Genomic DNA, 20,438 nt, shown 5'->3' with positions numbered 1-20,438 from the left:
TCCTATAGGAATTTATCTGTCACCAATCTTATATACCATGGAACTAACTATATAAAAAAGAACAATGGCTGGTACCGCTAAAAATTTCATGGTCAAAAGCAAGACTAAACTTACAATTACGAAAATATAACGTAAGGCATTATCTTTAAAACTCCAGTTCTTAAATTTTAAAGCAAATAATTCTATCCTCGAATTTAACAGATAGGAACTCAGAATGGTAATTATGATCAGAAACCAAGGATTTAGGATTATTTGATTTAAATAGTCATTTCCCTGATATAATAGTATTAACGGAAGTGAAAGTATTAATAAGGCATTGGCAGGAGTAGGAAGACCAATAAATGAGGTGGCCTGATTTTCGTCAATATTAAATTTTGCTAACCTGTAAGCAGAAGCCAGGGTAATTAAAAAACCAAAAAAAGGCAGGAATGAAATTTTAAATCCTGTCCATGTTAAAGCTTCTGAAGTGCCTGATAAATCGAAATTCCATCCACCGGTTTGAGACATAGCAAGCAACTGAAACATAACAATACCCGGAACAAGACCACTAGTTATTACATCAGCTAATGAATCGAGCTGGATTCCTAATTCGCTCTGTGCATCCAGCAATCTTGCGGCAAGTCCGTCAAAAAAATCGAAAACAATTCCCAGAAAAACAAAAATTGCCGCAAGTTCCAGCATATTTAAAACCGCAAATACCGTAGCAATACATCCACATAAAATATTAAGCATTGTAATAAACTGTGGAATATGTTTCTTCATGGCTGGTGGTTTCAGTAAAAATAATATAATTTTTATTCTAACTCTTTCTTAACATATTTTATTCGGATATTTGTCGTTAATAGTTATTCCACAAGTGATCAGAGCACTAAGAATTCAATTTAAAAAACTTCGCTTCCTTAACTTATTATGGATCACCTTTTTTGGTTTTTCGCTTCAGGCTCAATTATCAGATAATGCCCAAATTAGTATAATTACATGTGACTCAGGCCAGGATTTGTACTCGAGTTTCGGGCACAGTGCTTTTCGAGTTCAGGACTCCGCACAAGGAATAAATTGGGTTTATAATTACGGAACGTTTGATTTTAATACCCCTAATTTCTATTATAAATTTGCCAGTGGGAAATTGCTTTATTCCTTAAGCGTGTCAAAATTTTCAGATTTTCTTTTTACTTATGAACTGGAAAACAGATGGGTAAAAGAACAAATATTAAACCTTGATCGGGAAGATCGAAACACATTATTTCGGTTTTTAGAAAACAACCGAAAGCCCGAAAACAGAGATTATAAATACGACTTCTTATTTGATAATTGTGCCACTAAATTACCAGAGGTATTAAAAAAAGTTCTTGGAAACAGCCTTGAATTTAATGGAGAGCATCTTAAAAACCATTACACTTTTAGAGATCTGATACAACAAAATCTTCTTACTAATTCATGGTCAAGTTTTGGGATAGACCTTGCTCTGGGGTCCGTGATAGATAGGGAAGCTGCCCCTGAAGAGTATATGTTCCTGCCCAAATATGTTATGCTACAAATGAATAATACAACTTTAGCCGAGAGCCCTTTGGTCCTTCGGGAACGTGCCGTTCTGGATTATAACAACAAAATATTTAGTAATAATTTTGGCCTATCACCGCTTTTTTGGTTACTTCTTTTATTACTCTTTACCCTCACAATATCATATATAGATTTAAGAAATGGAACACGGAGCAGGAGGCTCGATTTTTTTTTGTTTCTGTTCACCGGATCTGCGGGATTACTCATTTTCTACCTATGGTTCCTGACCGATCATTCGGCAACCGCAAATAATTTTAATATCCTTTGGGCATTTCCATTCAATATTGCAGCCTGTTATTTTCTCCTAAGAAAAGACCGAATCCCAAAATGGATGGGTAAATATATTTTGATACTACTCGTTTTAATGGCTATTACGCTGATACTTTGGATTTTTCAAATTCAACAGTTTTCTCCGCTAATTGCAGTGGTATTTGCCATACTTGGCCATAGATACGCCCTACTTTATCGCTATTTCACAAATTCCAACCCAAGTCTCCAATGAATCTGATTTCCGTAGAAAATATAGCCAAATCGTATGGAGAATTAGTCCTGTTTGAAGAACTCTCGTTTGGCATAAATAAGAATCAGAAAATTGCGTTGGTTGCCCGAAACGGAGAAGGCAAAACTTCAATTTTGAATATTCTGGCAGGGAAAGATGTCCCAAATGGCGGTGCCGTAAACTACCGTAAAGGAATTCGAATATCTTTTCTGGAACAAGAACCAGATCTTAATCCTCAACTAACCGTAGAGCAAACCATTTTGGAATCTGACAATGAGGTTCTAAAGATTATTGCTGCCTATGAAGCAGCTCTGGACAATCCCGAAAATGAAGAAGCTTACCAAAAAGCTTTTGAGTCTATGGAAAGGAATAACGCCTGGGATTTTGAAACCCAATATCAACAAATTCTTTCCAAATTAAAACTGGACAATCTTAAAGCCAAAGTAAGCAGTCTATCCGGTGGCCAAAAAAAGAGACTTGCAATGGCCAATGCCCTGTTGAATGAGCCAGATCTATTAATTCTGGATGAACCCACAAATCATTTAGATCTGGAAATGATAGAATGGCTCGAAGATTATTTTAGTCGTAAAAAGATTACACTTTTTATGGTTACTCATGACAGGTATTTTCTGGAAAGGGTTTGTAATGAGATTCTGGAATTAGATAATGGTCAGCTTTATTCTTACAAAGGAAATTATGCTTACTACCTGGAGAAAAAAGAAGGCAGAATGGAACGCGAAGCGGTAGAACAACATAAATCAAAATTGCTTTATAAGAAAGAACTGGACTGGATGCGAAGACAGCCTAAAGCAAGAACCACGAAATCTAAATCGCGTATTGATGATTTCCATACCATCAAAGAAAAGGCAAACCAACGCAGAGAGAACCATGAAATACAATTGGAGATAAATATGGAGCGTATGGGCAGTAAAATACTGGAACTTCATAAAGTCTCTAAAGCCTACCCCGGAATTATCTTACTCGATAAATTTGATTATAATTTTTTAAGGGGAGAACGAATCGGAATTATTGGTAAAAATGGTACTGGTAAATCTACTTTTCTGAATATTGTAACAGGCTTTGAACAGCCGGATAGTGGGAAAATTGTAGTTGGGGAGACCATTAAATTCGGATACTATACCCAAAACGGGATTACAATAAAAGAAGGTCAGAAAGTAATTGATGTTATCCGCGAATTCGGGGATTATATTCCTTTAAAAAAAGGAAGACAACTCTCGGCTCAGCAGCTATTGGAGCGATTTTTATTTGATAGAAAGAAACAATATGATTTTGTAGATAAACTGAGTGGCGGTGAACGAAAGAGATTGTATTTATGTACCGTCCTTATACAGAATCCTAATTTCCTGATCCTCGATGAGCCAACCAATGATCTGGATATTATCACCTTAAACATCCTTGAGAGCTTTTTGCTGGACTTTCCCGGGTGCCTGCTGGTAGTATCCCATGATCGCTATTTCATGGATAAGATAGTAGATCATTTATTTATTTTTAGGGGGAATGGATTTATTGAAGATTTCCCGGGGAATTATTCAGATCACAGGGCATATGAAGACAGTGTGGTTTTAGAACAAAGGGCCGAAAAGGGAAACAGCACCCAAAGTAAAACAAATAAAACTTCCTGGCGGTCTGATGACAAAAGCAAAAAACTGTCTTTTGAGGAGCAAAAAGAGTATGACAAGCTGGAAAAATCCATTCAGCACTTAGAAAAACAAAAAGAGGAGCTTCAAAATAAATTTGCTAATACCGAATTATCTGGGGAAGAAATAGACGTTTTATCAATACAATTAAAAGATATTATAGAAAATCTTGAGAATAAAACAGAGCGATGGTTTGAGCTTTCGGTGCTATTGGAAGACTAATTCACAAAGTGGTAATTGCAATATTTGAATTTACTGATAATAAGAATCTACTTTTATGTCTGGTACCTTTCAATATCTGAAATTTTGGTTTAAGGCAACTAACCAGCATGGAATCCATTCTCCATTTATTTATCGTTTTGTTACAAAGGGTCTGTATATAAAACATAAATACTGCAGATCAAAATCACTGAATATATTTTTCAAATGCATTAATTACTTCAAGCCAAAGAGCCTTGGTTTTGAAGAAGGAAATGAACTTTTAAGAAATAAAGTAAAAGACGAATTTCCATCTCTTTCCTTTAAAGATCCATTTGATATAAAATACTATTGGACACTGGTTACAGAATCTCAAATTTTGGCTATGGAAAACTACGCCAAACAACAACCCAAGGGAATAATATATATTAGCGATATCAGGAAAAACAAAACCTCGAAAGAACTGTGGGATAAATTACTTCTTGCCGATTTTGTGACAGTTAGCGTTGATATGTATTTTGGCGGCATTCTTTTTTTCCATAAAACACAAGCCCGGGAACATTTTAAGATTCGAATTTAAACTCTTAACTTTAAGATAGATTATTTATAAACTATGAATAACAGTATCTATTACATATTAGCCGCAGTGGTCCTGATCTATTTAGTCATTTCTATTCTTGGTAAAAAAAACTCAAAGAAAAGAAAATCAAGGAAATTTATGGATGGTTATGAGCGGAAGGATAAAAAGAAAAAAGAGTAAATCTTTTATGGTTTCCTATTTATCACAGAGTAAAAATTTCATATAAAGCCAATTTCCTAACTTGCAACTCAAAAGTTTTAAAATAGCCTATGAAAATATATACCAAAACCGGAGACAAGGGCTCAACTTCACTTTTTGGAGGTACAAGGGTTGCTAAACATCACATTCGCATTAACGGTTATGGTACTGTAGATGAACTAAATTCTTGGCTTGGACTCCTCAGGGATCAGGAAATGGATGTACATTCCAGAGAGATTCTTATTACTACCCAGGCTAAATTGTTTACCGTAGGTGCCATTTTAGCTACAGATCCTGAAAAAGCACAGTTAAAAAGTGGCAAAGATCGTCTGAATATCCCTTTGATAAGCATGGCAGATGTAGAGCAATTAGAAAATGAAATGGACATTATGAATGAAACCATGCCGCCAATGACCCATTTTATCCTTCCCGGTGGTCACACAACAGTGTCATACTGTCATATTGCTCGTACTATTTGCAGAAGAGCAGAGCGAATGGTATCACTACTACATGAAAATGAGCCTGTTGATAGCATGGTTTTAACTTACCTCAATCGTCTTTCAGACTATTTATTTGTATTGGCAAGGAAGTTGTCATACGATTTGAAGACGGATGAAATAAAGTGGATTCCAGAGAAAAATGGCTAATAATTACACTTTTTCTTCGTTATGAAATTATCAAAACCTTAAATTGTTGATAAAATAAGTGATTTTACTCAGATTTTTCTTGGCAATATGGGTTAAAAATCTATTTTTGCAAAAATTTTAAAATCAGAATTAACCCATGTATTGGACATTAGAACTAGCATCTTATTTAAGCGATGCGCCCTGGCCAGCTACCAAAGACGAATTAATTGATTATGCTATTAGAACTGGTGCTCCTTTGGAAGTAGTTGAAAATTTACAATCTATGGAAGAAGAAGGCGGTGAGATATACGAATCAATAGAAGAAATATGGCCTGATTACCCCACAGAAGAAGATTACCTCTGGAATGAGGATGAATATTAAAGAAGTTTCCTAAAACCTATTAAAAGTCTCATTTGAGGCTTTTTTTTTATGTAATTTTGACAGGCTTAATGAAGTTTAAGGAGAAATATGAAATCTGGAATACCTTTTGCTTTAAAAAGGATATTGCAATTCTATAGCATCTTGCTCATTTTTAAGACTTATTCAATTGCACTTTAAGTCCTGAAGAGCATGCTATCAAAACATGAATAATATATGAGTATTTTAAATTCAGTCATCAAGGCATTTGTAGGTGACAAGGCAAAGAAAGATGTCAAGGAACTACAACCTCTTTTAAAGGAGATCAAATCCTTTGAGGCAGCTATTGAAAGCTTAGACCACAATGCACTCAGGCAAAAAACAATAGAGTTCAAACTAACAATATCAAAGGCATCTGAAGAACTTCAGAAGCAGATTGACATATTGAAAGAAGAAGTTAAAGCCTCTCTGGATATTGACAGAAATGAGGAAATATATGCAGAAATAGATAAACTTGAAGACGAAGTCTATAAGATTACTGAGAACACCTTAAACGAGATTCTTCCCGAGGCCTTTGCCGTAATTAAAGAAACCGCAAAGCGATTTGTAAATAATGAAACCATTACTGTTGAAGCCACAGAATTTGACAGATTGTTATCTGGCTCCAAAGAATACTTAAGCCTGGAGGGTGATAATGCAGTATGGCAAAACTCTTGGGATGCCGCCGGAAAAGAAGTTACCTGGGATATGGTACACTACGACGTACAGTTAATCGGCGGGATTGCTTTGCATCAGGGTAAAATTGCAGAAATGCAGACGGGTGAAGGTAAAACACTTGTTGCTACACTTCCAATGTACCTGAATGCGCTGGCAGGAAAAGGGGCCCATCTGGTTACTGTAAATGATTATCTGGCTAAAAGGGATAGTGCGTGGATGGCGCCAATATTCGAATTTCATGGGCTTTCCGTGGACTGTATAGACAAGCATCAACCTAATTCTGAAGGTAGAAGAGCAGCTTACAACGCAGATATTACCTATGGAACCAATAACGAATTTGGATTCGATTACCTTAGAGATAACATGGCCCATACACCTGGCGACCTTGTACAACGGCCACACCACTATGCTATTGTGGATGAGGTAGATTCTGTACTCGTTGATGATGCCCGTACTCCTTTAATCATCTCCGGGCCCGTTCCGGAAGGAGATCGTCATGAATTTAATGAACTGAAGCCTAAAGTGTCAGACATTGTCCAAAAACAACGTCAGTACCTTACTGGAGTTCTGGCAGAAGCCAAAAAAGAAATCTCCGCCGGAAATACTAAAGAAGGTGGTTTTCAATTGCTTAGGGTGCACAGGGGCTTACCCAAGAATAAAGCTCTTATAAAATTTCTAAGTGAAGAAGGCATAAAACAACTGCTTCAAAAAACTGAGAATTTTTATATGCAGGATAACAATCGGGAAATGCCTCAGGTAGATGCGGAATTATTATTCGTTATCGATGAAAAGAACAACCAGATTGAACTTACAGATAAGGGCATAGAATATATTTCCGGAGATCATCAAAAAGACTTTTTTGTGATGCCGGATATTGGAAGTGAGATTGCAAAAATCGAAAATCAAAACCTGGAAATCGAGAAGGAAGCATCAGAAAAAGAGGCATTATTTAAAGATTTTGCAATAAAAAGCGAACGTATCCACACTATGAGCCAGCTATTAAAGGCATATACGCTCTTCGAAAAAGATGTGGAGTATGTGGTTATTGAAAATAAGGTGATGATAGTTGATGAACAGACCGGCCGTATTATGGACGGGCGCAGGTATTCAGACGGATTACATCAGGCCATTGAAGCGAAAGAGAATGTAAAAATCGAGGCAATGACACAGACTTTTGCTACGGTTACTTTACAGAATTATTTCAGAATGTACAAAAAGCTTTCAGGTATGACAGGTACCGCAGTAACCGAAGCAGGTGAATTATGGGAGATCTATAAATTGGATGTTATGGAGATCCCTACAAACAGGCCTATTGTGAGGGATGACAGAAACGATCTTATCTATAAGACCAAAAGAGAAAAATACAACGCCATTATTGACGAAGTTACCAAGCTTTCTGAACAAAAAAGACCGGTGCTTATTGGTACCACCTCCGTGGAAATATCTGAATTACTATCACGAATGCTGGGAATACGAAAAATTCCACACAATGTTTTGAATGCGAAACTGCATAAAAAAGAAGCAGATATTGTGGCAGAAGCGGGTTATGCCGGTATCGTAACCATTGCAACAAACATGGCAGGACGAGGAACCGATATAAAATTATCTGAAGAAGTTAAAAAAGCAGGGGGCTTGGCCATCGTAGGTACAGAAAGACACGACTCCAGAAGGGTCGACAGGCAGTTGAGAGGACGATCAGGACGTCAGGGAGATCCTGGAAGTTCGCAATTTTATGTTTCTTTGGAAGATAACTTAATGCGCCTTTTTGGTTCAGACAGGGTTGCAAAAATGATGGATAGAATGGGTCTTGAAGAAGGAGAAGTGATCCAGCATTCTATGATGACCAAATCTATTGAACGGGCACAGAAAAAAGTAGAAGAAAATAACTTTGGTATTCGTAAACGACTATTAGAGTATGATGATGTAATGAATGCCCAACGGGAAGTAGTTTATAAAAGAAGACGACATGCACTGCAGGGCGAGCGACTTAAGGTAGATATTGCAAACATGGTTTATGATACATGTGAGGTAATTGCTGATACCAATAAGGCAGCTAACGATTTCAAGAATTTTGAGTTTGAACTCATCAAGTATTTTTCCATTACCTCACCGGTTACAGAAGAGGAATTCGCAAAACAGAGTTTTCTGGAGATCGCAAATACCACCTATACTGCGGCATATGATTATTACCAGAGTAAAATGGAGAGAAGTGCCGCCACGGCGTTCCCTGTAATTAAAAAGGTATACGAGGACAGCAGCAATAAATTTGAACGCATTGTGGTTCCTTTTACAGATGGTATTAAATCACTTAATGTGGTTACCAATCTTAAAAATGCCTATGAGTCGAATGGTAAAGAATTGGTTACAGATTTTGAAAAGAATATAACTCTGGCCATAGTTGATGACGCATGGAAAACTCACCTGAGGAAAATGGACGAGTTAAAACAGTCTGTTCAGTTGGCTGTTCACGAGCAGAAAGATCCTTTGTTGATCTATAAATTTGAAGCTTTTGAACTTTTTAAAAGCATGATTGACAACGTAAACAAAGAAGTTGTTTCCTTCCTGTTCAAAGGGGAATTGCCCTCAGCTGACACCAATGAGATTCAGGAAGCAAGGAATGTGCGAAGACCAAAAGAAAAGCTGCAGACCACTAAGGAGGAAATTCCGAATAATGATGAATTAGCCGCCCGGAACAGGGCAGTAGGGCAAAATCAAGGTGGTAGAGCCCCGATTACAGAAACCATTGTCAGGGTAAAACCTAAAATTGGCAGAAATGAAAGGGTCACTATAAAAAATGTAATGTCGGGCGAAAGCAAGACTGTCAAATTCAAACAGGCAGAGCCCCTTATAGACCGGGGGGAATGGGTATTGATTGAAGATTGACAAAATCTCTACTATCACTAAAAAGGCGTCCGTATATGGACGCCTTTTTAGTTTATAATGCTATATTTTTAAGTACTAGCACTTTATTTTCCTTTGATATGAAATCTTCCCGACATAAATTCCTGACTTCCATTAGCATGCCAGCTACCTCTTCTCCAATGGAAATGGGATGCGATGTACTTACCGAAAACCGCTAACGACAGATAAAACTAAATGTCAGGCCTTTCTGGATGCGAAAAAAGTCAGGCAAAAACCTTATTGCAGTTTTTCAATTACCGTTGAAGCCCTTATAACAATAAAATAAAACACTTATTGGCATTGTAAATAATTAAATTACTATTTGTCCTCATAGCTGTTGAATATTTGATAAAACATATCTAGCTTTACACTATTAAGGGAATTCGCTTCCCAAATTCGGTTGCGATTTCCTATATGTAGCATGACTACATTAATGAATATAACCTAAGACCATGGAAAAACCAATCAAACATCAGCACAGAATACAGGATAAAATACGTCTGACCCTAAGGGTTAGCTATTTTGCATCTATTTTCTCATTGCTATTTGGCTTGATTTGTCTTGGTTTTCTGGATATTTATGAAGTAGTTCCCCATATATTTATTGCCTTTGGCGCGTTGAGTGTAATTAATAACCTGGCCTATGCATCTCATAAAAACCTAACCCTTACCTATAACATCCTTTCTATACTTGGATTAGCCTCGGCTACAGCCATCACCATGTTAACAGGCGGCATAAACAGTCCATTTATTTTTGTACTCGCCATTGTTGTATTTGCGGGATATGCGACAACACGCAATTATGGGAAAATCTATTTGTACATCACTCTTCTGATTATTGCTTTAATTTTTGTTCAGGGAATTTCCGATTTTTCGTTAACCCGGAATGTGGTTCCCGCCGAGAGCCAAAACCTATTTAGCTTTTTAAGCGTTTTGTTCTCAGTTTACCTCCTGGGTGGAGTTCTGGGTAAAAACCTGTTAAAAGCACACCACAACCTTTATAAAACCAAGATGGAAGTTGAAGAACGGATACATGAAAAGGACACACTGCTCAAAGAAGTGCACCACAGGGTTAAAAATAATCTGCAAACCGTTTCCAGCCTATTAAGTCTTCAATCAAGGGGAATAAAGGATGAGAAAGTAAAAAATCTTATTAAAAGCAGTCAGAACAGAGTCATCTCCATGGCCATGGTTCATGAAATGCTTTATATGCACGACGATTTGTCTAAAATAGATTATAAATCCTATGTTCAAGAATTAAGTGAATACCTCGTGAAATCTGTAAAGGGTGCCGATAGTAACGTTAAGGTAAACATTAACATTCCTCAAATAGAATTAGGCATAGATACCGCTATTCCTCTTGGCCTCCTTATTAACGAAGCACTTACAAATGCCCTTAAATATGGAATAAAAGGCAATGACCAGGGGGAAATTCATATTGAGTTAAAGAAAATAGCCAATAAGGACTACGTACTTAATATTGGGGACAATGGTGTTGGTTTTTCAGACGAAGTGAATTTTAAAAATACACCTTCCCTGGGCTTAAAGCTAATTCATAACCTTGCCCGTCAGCTAAAAGGATCCATAATCAGGGACTTTTCCAAAAAAGGAACAAACTATATTGTGAATTTTAAAGAAATAGGTCAGAGCGACATTCATCAATCAGTAGCATAAAAAAACCTAAGCTGTGAACGGTTAATCTCTGTTTCTGACACTTATTCTTCCTGCTGTAAAACAGTTCTACTAAGTCAATTTATACCTATATTTAGCCGACTAATTCAAAAATTGCCCTTATGAAGAATATTTTACTAGTCTGTTTTTTACTTTGTAGTAGCCTTATATTCTGTCAGGATTACTTTCTCAAAAAATACCATCCTTTTAATAGTAACATTCCTTCTCCTGAAGAGTTTTTAGGTTATGCAATTGGAGAACGTCATACCAGGCATGATCTTATTGTCGCCTATTTAGAAAAACTGGCAGAACTCTCAGACCGGGCCTCTATTCATGAATATGGAAGTACATATGAGGGACGAAAACTGCTAATCTTAACCATTACAACCCCAGATAATTTGGCTAATCTGGAATCTATTAAGGAAAGGCATCTTACCTTTACAGATCCAGGCAAATCCTCTGCCCCCGACGCATCACTTCCAATTTTTATTAATTTGGGTTATAACGTACATGGGAATGAGCCATCCAGTTCCGAAGCAGCCCTTTTAAGCGCTTATACTTTTGTAGCTTCTGATAATCCTGAGATACTTAATTACCTAACCAACGCAGTAATCTTTATAGATCCTACTATCAACCCTGATGGTCGGGATCGGCATACACAATGGGCAAATAGCTATCAGGGTAATCCACTGGTGGCAGACCCCCAGGATGCAGAACACAACGAATACTGGCCTGGCGGGCGCACCAATCACTATTGGTTCGACCTCAACCGCGACTGGCTTCTGGCAATAAACCCGGAGAGTCGTGGTAAACTTAAATGGTATCATGAATGGTACCCCAATGTAGTTACAGACTTTCATGAAATGGGTTCACAAAGCACCTATTTCTTTGAACCAATGAAAGCGAACGGTTCTCTTAACCCAATTATGCCTAAAAAGAACTATGAAGATCTAAATAATCTGTTTGGAAACTATTTTGCAAAGGCCTTAGACAGCATAGGCTCATTTTATTTTACCAAAGAAGTTTTTGACGGTACCTATCCGGGTTACGGCTCTTCCTATCCTGATATTCAGGGTGGCCTTGGGCTGTTGTTTGAACAGGCCAGCTCAAGGGGGCATAAGCAGAAAACTGCCTTTGGGGAAATCACATTTCCCTTCACTATTCGCAACCAGTACACTTCGAGTATCACAACTGTGAAAGCCGCAGTTGAAAACAAAGACTATCTGAGATCATATCAAAAAGAGTTCTTTAAAACGGCTATGATGAATTCGGCAATAAAAGGACTTCAAGGATACAGCTTTGGAGATCGCTATGACAAAAACAGGGTAAAGGCATTTATTGATAAATTATTAATCCACAAAATAGATGTATACAAATACGGAAATGATTCCTATGTAGTGCCCACATCCCAACCGCAATACAGAATGGTGCAAACCATGTTTGAAACTTATAAAAAATACCGGGACAGCGTTTTTTACGATGCTTCTGCCTGGTCTGTGGCAAATTTCTATAATATTAACTATAGGGGAATAAAGAAGCTTAATCGGGGAGATAAAATAACTTCTACAGCCGATCTTATAAACGTCCAACCTGTACAAAAATCTTCTTATGCCTATATTATAGATTGGGATGATTACAACGCACCTGCAGTTTTAAATTTTCTTCAGTCCAAGAAATTGGTAATCTCTTCTGCCTTTAAACCATTTACCACAACGGTTAATAATACCAGCAAGTCTTTTAATTATGGAGCCTTAATTCTACCCGTAAGCCTTCAAAAAAAAGATGCGGATGAAGTATACAAATGGGTGCTTGAAGCACAGGAAAAATATCAGGTACCTATTTATGGGATGGCCACGGGTTACAACAGCCGGGGAATTGATCTTGGTAGCAGGCATGTTCGGCCGTTAACCAAACCGAAAGCCGCATTGCTTATAGGAAATGGAACTCGCTCTTATGAAGCCGGAGAGGTATGGCATTTATTAGATACCAGGGTACATATGCCAATTACAAAAATACCTCTCAGGAATTACGATAAGGCAAAGCTCGAAGAATACAATACATTGGTGATGGTTTCGGGTAAATATAGCCTTACAGAGAAGCAGCGAACCAAACTTTCGGACTGGGTTAAAAAAGGGAATACACTTATTACTATCGGAACCGCCTCCAAATGGGTTATCGATAAAAAATTAGTTAAAGAGAAACTTACCAAATCCGAGGTAGATTCTACCAAGGCAGTATTGCGAAAACCCTATGTAGATGCGGCAGAGAATCTGGGTAGAGAAAGACTGGGAGGAATTATACTTAAGGCCGATCTGGATATAACCCATCCGCTGGCATTTGGTTACAGAGATACAGACATTCCGGTTTACAAAAACAATAATGTATGGCTTTCACCAAGTAGAAATGAATATTCCACAGTAGCGAAGTACTCCAGGAATGCCCTAATAGACGGGTATATAAGTAGAAAGAACAGCGAAGAATTCTTAAAATCTTCCGCTTCACTTATAGTAAGTCCCTTAGGTGATGGCAGAGTAGTTTTGTTCGCGGATAATCCAAATTTCCGGGGTTCATGGTACGGAACCAACCGATTGTTTTTGAATGCCCTCTTCCTGGGTGATAAAATTAAGATTCCAAAGAAAAATGATTGATAAGCCTATTGGCAGGGATGAAGTCTGAGATAGATATCACAGAGATCAGGTCATTAAAGGCAGGTACTATGGTCAAGCTGGTGATGGCCTTATCAGGTTGGATTGCCTATTCATATCCGATTGCCCATAGCCGTAATTTATTTCCAAAGAGAGCTTAGCTCTTGGCCCTGTAAATACCAGTCCGGAAGTGATATGATAAACATCCCAAAAGGCCAGTAAAAAGAAAATTAGAAATATAATGAGACTCTTGCTTTATTAAAAATACAAAGGGAGAATTTATCTACTTCCTTTGGGCACTTTAATAGGCCTCAAAACGCCTTTTGTTTTTGGAAAAACAATTGTATAACTTACTAAAAGTGCAACGGGTAATAATAGAATAAATAGTATCATAGGTTTGGGAATTATGCTAATTTGGGTTTATTTTTTTTAGTAGAAAAAGCCAAAGCTTTTTTTATTCTTGAATTCTTGAATTTGTATAAGCGCGCAACAGCGTCTTCTTTTGTTCCCTCAATTTGCCCACTATCGTGAGAAAGAAGAAGGCTATAATCCAGAACAATATCCATTTGAAATGTTTCAACTTTACCATAGTCTGTAGTTTTTTGGGCTAGAGCAACAGCTCCGAATAAAAGTATAAGTACTAAGGTTAAAAAGGCTTTCATGTTATTAGATTGGGTATAATAAAATAACTACAGAAAGTGATATCCTTAAGGTATTAATCGCTGAAAGCCCTTATTTTTCGGTAGCTGGAAAAATTTGCGATAAAGCGATAAAAATTTCGGATGAAACGAATTGAAGTGAAAAACCCTTCATCGGTATTTTGGGTAATTAAGCCGGGTTTCTAGATGGATTATAAAAGAATGATTGACAGATTTGGACAACATAGGCTTATTTAAAACCAACCAGTCATTTCGACATGAGTTGCGAAGCAACGATTGAGAAATCCAGACTGCTCGCAAGTGTATGGGGAAATACATAAATTGAGATTTCTCACACCCACTTCGTGCGGTTCGAAATGACAGCTATATTTTACATAAAATTATATAGCCAACCGGGTCATTTCGACATGAGCTGCGAAGCAACGATTGAGAAATCCAGACTGCACGCAAGTGTAATTGAAAACGGTTATTTTGAGATTTCTCACGCACACTGCGTTCGGTTCGAAATGACAGCTATACGTTGCAACAGCTTATTTTAAAACCAACGGTCATTTCGACATGAGTTGCGAAGCAACGATGGAGAAATCCAGACTGCACGCAAGTGTAATTGAAAACAGTTATTTTGAGATTTCTCACACCCACTTCGTTCGGTTCGAAATGACAGCTATGCGTTGCACCGGCTTATTTAAAACTAAACAGTCATTTCGACATGAGTTGCGAAGCAACGATTGAGAAATCTAAAAGAAATGCTGTACCGTTACTTTGTATATATAACCACTAATGAAAACAGAACCACGATATACATCGGAATAACCAATAATATACAAAGACGATTATCACAACATTATTTTGATAGCCATAATTCAAAAAAGTCTTTTGCAGGAAAATATAATTGCTTTTATCTAATATATTACGAAGGTTTCCAAGACCCAAATAGTGCCATACTAAGAGAAAAAGAAATCAAAAAATGGCGTAGAAAAAAGAAAGAAGTACTAATAAATGCATTCAATCCGGAATGGGAATTTCTAAATCAAGAGATCATTTGATTAGATTTCTCACACCCACTTCGTTCGGTTCGAAATGATGCGAAGCAACGATTGAGAAATCCAGACTGCTCGCAAGTGTATGGGGAAATACATAAATTGAGATTTCTCACGCGCACTTCGTGCGGTTCGAAATGACAGCCATACATTGCACCAGCTTATTAAAACCTAACAGTCATTTCGACATGAGATGCGAAGCAACGATTGAGAAATCAAGACTGCACGCAAGTGTAATTGAAAACAGTTATTTTGAGATTTCTCACACCCACTGCGTTCGGTTCGAAATGACAGTTATACGTTTCACCGGCTTATTTAAGACCAAACAGTCATTTCGACTTGAGTTGCGAAGCAACGATTGAGAAATCCAGACTGCACGCAAGTGTAATTGAAAACAGTTATTTTGAGATTTCTCACGCTCACTGCGTTCGGTTCGAAATGACAGTTATACGCTGCACCGGCTTATTTAAAACCTAACGGTCATTTCGACATGAGTTGTGAAGCAACGATTGAGAAATCCAGACTGCACGCAAGTGTATGGGAAATACATAAATTGAGATTTCTCACGCGCACTTCGTGCGGTTCGAAATGACAGCTATACGTTGCACCGGCTTATTTAAAACCAAACAGTCATTTCGACATGAGTTGCGAAGCAACGATTGAGAAATCTATCCTTAATATTATAATTCAATTATTACCTTCCCTCTTTACGCAAAACAACCAATGGAGGGCTGTTTAACACACTCCTGCTGTTACTAAGGCCGATTAAGAGAACAAGTAATGTTATCCCGGGCAGCAATACTAAAAAGGGCACTAGCGAAGGCACAAATGGCGCTTTAAAAACAAATGTGGCCAGTAACTGACTGCTTATCAGTGAAAGTAATATGCCTATACCACTTCCCAATACTCCCAGGTAAAAGTATTCAAGGGCTGTGATTTGCAGAATTTGTTTACTTTTTGCACCCAGGGTTCGTAAAAGAACGCTTTCCTTAATGCGCTGATATTTACTGGTGCGCACGGCTCCAATTAATACAATAATACCGGTAAGGATGCTAAAAAAGGCCATAAAGTTAATTACCCAAGCAATCTTATCAAGGACGTTCTCTATGAGCGTTACGATTTGCCGTAAATCGAGCACCGAGATATTGGGGAATTTTTGAACCAGTTCTCGCTGGAGGTTGGCTGAAGCCTCGGCGGTGGGTGCATTGGTTGTTATTACATGAAACTGTGGGGCATTTTCTAAAACGCCCTTGGGAAAGACAAGGTTAAAATTAGGTTGCATTCTTGCCCATTCTACAGCGCGAATACTACCCACAACTGTTTCCATCAGAACGCCTTGTACATTAAAAACAATAGTATCACCTATTGCAACCTCAGCATCTCTTGCAATATTATCAGCTATGGAAATAGGGATAAGACCTTCTTTTGGAATTTCAGGTACCCACTCACCTTCAGTAAGGGTTTCCGAAGAAATCATGGTATCACGGTAAGTAACCCGAAATTCGTGATTTAAAACCCATTTATTCATTGTCAGGGTTGTGTCCTGTCTAAGATCATTCGCAGCGCGTCCTTTTATCGTATGCATACGCATAGTAACTATTGGAATATTATCTAATACCTGAAAACCTTTAGGGGTTATGCTATTTTCAACATCTTCCTTTTGCTCGCTCTGCACGTCCAAGAGAATTATGTTGGGAGTGTTACTATTGCTATCAAGCTGTGCCATAGCTAACAGCATATCTTTTGTAAAATAGAGGGTACTAATTAAAAAAGCACCAACTCCAATTGCTACCAATAATACCATAGTCTGATTATTAGGCCGAAAAAGGTTCAGCAGGCTCTGTCTTGAGGTAAATCCCCATGAGGAGGGGAAGTATTTCTTAATTCCTTTCATAAAAAGCGTGGCAACACCGGCCAATATGGAGAAAGTTACCGCAATACTGATCACAAAACCCAGGGCATAACGCAAGTCTTCTAAAAGCCAAAGGGAAAACAGGAAAATAAAGATTATTATTCCCATAAACACAAGGGCCCTGGCTTTTCTGGGACGTTCCTCCGGTGTTTCCTGTATACGAAGAACCTGTAATGGAGAAACATACCAGGTACTCATAAGTGGCAGTAGCGCAAATAGTACAGACATAAACACGCCCAGCAATAGCCCCATTATAATTGGTTGAGGTGATAAAGACAATTGCACCTCAAAAGGCAAAAACTCCTGTAAAAGGCTTGGAAATGTCAACTGCAGCAATATGCCCCCTAAAGTTCCTATAACACCCCCCAGAAGGCCCATGCCCGCTATTTGAATCAAATAAATAAGGAAGGTCTGTTTTCGGCTGGCACCCATACATTTAAGCACGGCTACCGACCTCAACTTTTCTTTTATATAGATTTGTACAGAGCTTGCGATACCTACACAGCCCAATAAAAGAGCAATAAATGCAACCAGGTTGAGGAATTTTCCAACATTTCCGTAAGACCTACCGAGTTGTCTGCTCCCGGAGGTATGTGTATCAAGATCTGCATTCTCAGCATCCAAAATAGGGTCGAGTTCTTTGTCAAGAGCATCGAGGTCCATCTCAAGAGGTGCAACAAAATAGTAGTTATAGTCCAGTCGGCTCCCAACCTGCAATAACCCGGTTCGTTCAATAATGCTAAATGGAATAATAACCGGTGGTGCTACAGAACTGCCAAATGCGCTATTACCGGGTGCAGATATAAGTGTCCCCGTAATTGGTAAACTAACATTGCCTATTTTAATTATATCTCCAGCTTTTAATCCAAACTGCAACATTACGGTGGCGTCTACAAGAGCTCCTTCTTCAGAAATATATGTTGTTGCCGCATCTGCAGGCTCAGTCTCTAATTTCCCATAGAGTGGAAATGCACCTTCCAGCCCCCGCACACGAACCAGTTTACTGCTCTCATTTTTTGGAAATGCGGCCATGGATGCAAAATTTACTTCCATACCTTTCGAACCGCCTAATGAATCCATGATTCCCCGCACTCTTTCATTTGGAAGTTGTCTTGAATCTATAATAAAATCAGCTCCCATAAGCGATTTCGACTGAAGACTAATATTTTCTTTAAGATTATCACTAAAAGATTGGATTGAAACCAGCGCTGTAATGCCCAGGATGATAGAGGCCATAAACAAGATTAGTCTGGCCCCACTCGCCTTTCCATCACGCCAGGCCATTTTAAAAAGCCAGCCTGTGCCTGCAATAGATGAGGCTTTCTGTCGCTTTTTCACGAGATTGCTGTGCTTTCATTAGCAGCTATCTTTCCTCCTTTAAGCCTGAGAATATGCTGAGTCCGTTTTGCAAGGTCCAGGTCATGTGTTACAATAACCAAAGTAGTACCTGCTTCTTTATTAAGTTCAAAAAGAAGTCTTATAACTTTTTCTCCTGTTTCTTCATCAAGGTTACCGGTTGGTTCATCGGCAAAAAGGATAGAAGGCCTATTACTAAAGGCTCTTGCCAGAGCAACCCTTTGTTGCTCACCGCCTGATAACTGAGAGGGATAATGGTGTGATCTGTCGGCCAATCCTACTTTATGTAAAAGTTCCATCGCCTGTTTCCTGGCATCCTTTACCCCTTGTAATTCTAACGGAACACTCACATTCTCCAGCGCAGTCAGCGTAGGAAGTAACTGAAAGTCCTGAAAAATAAACCCCACTTCTTTATTGCGCAAAAGGGCACGTTGATCTTCACTTAATTCGCTAATTCGGGTGCCGCAAAGTTCTATGTAACCAGAATCGGGTTCATCTAGACCTGCACAAAGCCCCAATAAAGTAGTTTTGCCGCTACCTGAAGGGCCCACAATGGCAAAGGTATCCCCTTCCTCTATTTCAAATGAAATAGCATCAAGAACGGTTAGTTTTTTAGAACCACTGGAATAGGTCTTCCCAAGTTGATCAACGTTTAATATCTTTGACATTATCAGAAATTAAATTTTGTTTGCAACGAAGCAGCAAAATAAGGAAATGATTTCGACTTTTAGACCCTTAAACCATGCAGACCCTCTTAAAGTTTCGTTATTTTTTGGTGTTTTTACTATTAGTGGCTTGTGGAGGCAAGTCCGGCCAAACCAGTGGAAATTCTTCGGATACAACCGAGCAAACGGAAAATAATGTCGCTAAAACCGATAACAGCAAGGTCATTGTGTTCTTTGGTGATAGCCTCACAGCAGGCTACGGTCTTGACACGAAGGAGGCTTTTCCGGCGGTAATTCAGCAAATTGTAGATTCCCTAAATTTAAATTACATAGTTGTGAACGCCGGACTAAGCGGTGAAACAACGGCCAGCGGACGGAACAGGCTTGACTGGGTGCTGAATCAAAAAGCGGATGTGTTTATTTTGGAACTAGGTGCCAATGACGGTTTGCGAGGCATACCATTACATGAGACACGTCAAAACCTCCAGGATATTGTGGATTCAGTTAGGAAGAAAAACCCGGATACGGTTATCATCCTTGCAGGGATGCAGATACCACCAAACATGGGCCAGGAGTATACAGCGGAATTCAGAAGGATCTTCCCTGACCTGGCTGATAAGAATGAGACGTTAATTATTCCATTTTTACTGGATAAGGTTGCAGGTATTCCTGAATTAAACCAGGAAGACGGTATTCACCCTACCGTGGAAGGACAAAAAATAGTGGCTAATAATGTATGGGAAGTATTGGAGCCCGTACTGACCAAATAAATTTTAAACACACTACAATATAAATAGTATGGAAAACATCATCAATGCACTTTCCTGGATAGATTCTGCCGCTGCAACCGTTTGGATTTTCCTTACAATCATCATGTTCTGGCTTCTTTATAAAGTATATGAAACAGAAGGGCGGATACATCCAGTCTTCCACTTCGGTGTTTTCATGCTGGTCCTGGTATGGATATATCCACTATACACCTTTCTCTTCAACCAGTTGGAAGTTGCTTTTTTAGGCAATCTAATTACCTTATGGGCAACAGTAGCCTATATGCGAAAATTGCGGAAACTCCCAATTAAGGAATATAAATGGATGATTCCACAAATTGTCTGGATCATTATCGCCTCCTTTTATGTAGGATGTATGCTTATCGAGAAATACCTGATGGCCTAAATGAAAGATATTAAAATGAAAAT

At 38.4% G+C, this 20,438-nt stretch carries 17 protein-coding genes; 13 read left to right on the top strand and 4 right to left on the bottom strand.

Features of this window, described 5'->3' with window-relative positions; translation table 11 throughout:
• Window positions 1-12: 12 nt before the first annotated feature.
• Window positions 13-762, bottom strand: a complete 750-nt coding sequence (locus tag Q0X66_RS11105) for a CDP-alcohol phosphatidyltransferase family protein (RefSeq protein WP_297706330.1) — start codon at window positions 760-762, stop codon at window positions 13-15.
• Between the two features lie 70 nt (window positions 763-832).
• On the opposite strand from Q0X66_RS11105, the gene Q0X66_RS11100 reads away from it, so the two are divergent.
• The 10 genes from Q0X66_RS11100 (at window position 833) to Q0X66_RS11055 (ending at window position 13,771) form a co-directional block, all read left to right on the top strand.
• Window positions 833-2,062 (top strand): DUF4105 domain-containing protein, encoded by a 1,230-nt coding sequence (locus Q0X66_RS11100; protein WP_297706328.1) that lies wholly within the window; start codon window positions 833-835, stop codon window positions 2,060-2,062.
• Window positions 2,059-3,939, top strand: coding sequence for an ABC-F family ATP-binding cassette domain-containing protein (locus Q0X66_RS11095; RefSeq protein WP_297706326.1), 1,881 nt, complete (start codon window positions 2,059-2,061; stop codon window positions 3,937-3,939). The genes Q0X66_RS11100 and Q0X66_RS11095 overlap by 4 nt, the downstream gene beginning before the upstream one ends.
• Before the next feature lie 55 nt (window positions 3,940-3,994).
• Entirely contained in the window at window positions 3,995-4,495 is a 501-nt protein-coding gene (locus tag Q0X66_RS11090) for a hypothetical protein (protein WP_297706324.1), read from the top strand.
• A 33-nt stretch (window positions 4,496-4,528) separates the two neighbouring features.
• A complete protein-coding gene (locus Q0X66_RS11085) occupies window positions 4,529-4,675 on the top strand; it encodes a hypothetical protein (RefSeq protein ID WP_297706322.1) in 147 nt (48 codons plus the stop codon).
• Between the two features lie 89 nt (window positions 4,676-4,764).
• Window positions 4,765-5,340, top strand: coding sequence for a cob(I)yrinic acid a,c-diamide adenosyltransferase (locus tag Q0X66_RS11080; RefSeq protein ID WP_297706320.1), 576 nt, complete (start codon window positions 4,765-4,767; stop codon window positions 5,338-5,340).
• Window positions 5,341-5,476: 136 nt separating this feature from the next.
• On the top strand, window positions 5,477-5,701 hold the full coding sequence (locus tag Q0X66_RS11075) for a DUF2795 domain-containing protein (protein WP_013551418.1): 225 nt from the start codon (window positions 5,477-5,479) through the stop codon (window positions 5,699-5,701).
• Window positions 5,702-5,914: 213 nt separating this feature from the next.
• Complete coding sequence (gene secA / locus Q0X66_RS11070) at window positions 5,915-9,277, top strand: preprotein translocase subunit SecA (RefSeq protein WP_297706318.1); 3,363 nt, start codon at window positions 5,915-5,917, stop codon at window positions 9,275-9,277.
• Between the two features lie 470 nt (window positions 9,278-9,747).
• Window positions 9,748-10,968 carry a sensor histidine kinase gene (locus Q0X66_RS11065; protein WP_297706316.1) on the top strand — a complete coding sequence of 407 codons (1,221 nt, stop codon included), beginning with the start codon at window positions 9,748-9,750 and terminating at the stop codon, window positions 10,966-10,968.
• 119 nt (window positions 10,969-11,087) lie between these two features.
• The gene (locus Q0X66_RS11060) at window positions 11,088-13,613 is read left to right on the top strand and encodes a M14 metallopeptidase family protein (protein ID WP_297706314.1); all 2,526 of its coding nucleotides are present in this window, start codon (window positions 11,088-11,090) and stop codon (window positions 13,611-13,613) included.
• Complete coding sequence (locus Q0X66_RS11055) at window positions 13,610-13,771, top strand: hypothetical protein (protein WP_297706312.1); 162 nt, start codon at window positions 13,610-13,612, stop codon at window positions 13,769-13,771. The genes Q0X66_RS11060 and Q0X66_RS11055 overlap by 4 nt, the downstream gene beginning before the upstream one ends.
• 243 nt (window positions 13,772-14,014) lie before the next feature.
• Here the strand turns inward: Q0X66_RS11055 and Q0X66_RS11050 are convergent, their stop codons facing one another.
• The gene (locus tag Q0X66_RS11050) at window positions 14,015-14,272 is read right to left on the bottom strand and encodes a hypothetical protein (protein ID WP_297706310.1); all 258 of its coding nucleotides are present in this window, start codon (window positions 14,270-14,272) and stop codon (window positions 14,015-14,017) included.
• A gap of 743 nt (window positions 14,273-15,015) precedes the next feature.
• Between Q0X66_RS11050 and Q0X66_RS11045 the strand changes: the two genes are divergently transcribed.
• Window positions 15,016-15,315, top strand: a complete 300-nt coding sequence (locus tag Q0X66_RS11045; protein WP_297706308.1) for a GIY-YIG nuclease family protein — start codon at window positions 15,016-15,018, stop codon at window positions 15,313-15,315.
• A 688-nt stretch (window positions 15,316-16,003) separates the two neighbouring features.
• Here Q0X66_RS11045 and Q0X66_RS11040 read toward each other — a convergent pair.
• Together Q0X66_RS11040 and Q0X66_RS11035 are read right to left on the bottom strand one after the other, a co-directional pair.
• Window positions 16,004-18,505, bottom strand: coding sequence for an FtsX-like permease family protein (locus Q0X66_RS11040; RefSeq protein WP_297706392.1), 2,502 nt, complete (start codon window positions 18,503-18,505; stop codon window positions 16,004-16,006).
• A gap of 50 nt (window positions 18,506-18,555) precedes the next feature.
• Window positions 18,556-19,245: an ABC transporter ATP-binding protein gene (locus Q0X66_RS11035; protein WP_297706306.1), complete on the bottom strand. Its 690-nt coding sequence runs from the start codon at window positions 19,243-19,245 to the stop codon at window positions 18,556-18,558.
• A gap of 74 nt (window positions 19,246-19,319) precedes the next feature.
• Here Q0X66_RS11035 and Q0X66_RS11030 point away from each other — a divergent pair, with 74 nt between their 5' ends.
• Both Q0X66_RS11030 and Q0X66_RS11025 read left to right on the top strand, forming a co-directional pair.
• Complete coding sequence (locus Q0X66_RS11030) at window positions 19,320-20,012, top strand: arylesterase (protein ID WP_297706304.1); 693 nt, start codon at window positions 19,320-19,322, stop codon at window positions 20,010-20,012.
• Between the two features lie 28 nt (window positions 20,013-20,040).
• Complete coding sequence (locus Q0X66_RS11025; RefSeq protein WP_297706302.1) at window positions 20,041-20,415, top strand: hypothetical protein; 375 nt, start codon at window positions 20,041-20,043, stop codon at window positions 20,413-20,415.
• Window positions 20,416-20,438 lie beyond the last annotated feature (23 nt).

The sequence above is a fragment of the uncultured Eudoraea sp. genome (genome assembly GCF_947260015.1).
In the GTDB taxonomy this organism is placed as follows: domain Bacteria; phylum Bacteroidota; class Bacteroidia; order Flavobacteriales; family Flavobacteriaceae; genus Eudoraea.
This window is presented reverse-complemented; position numbering and strand designations above follow the sequence as displayed.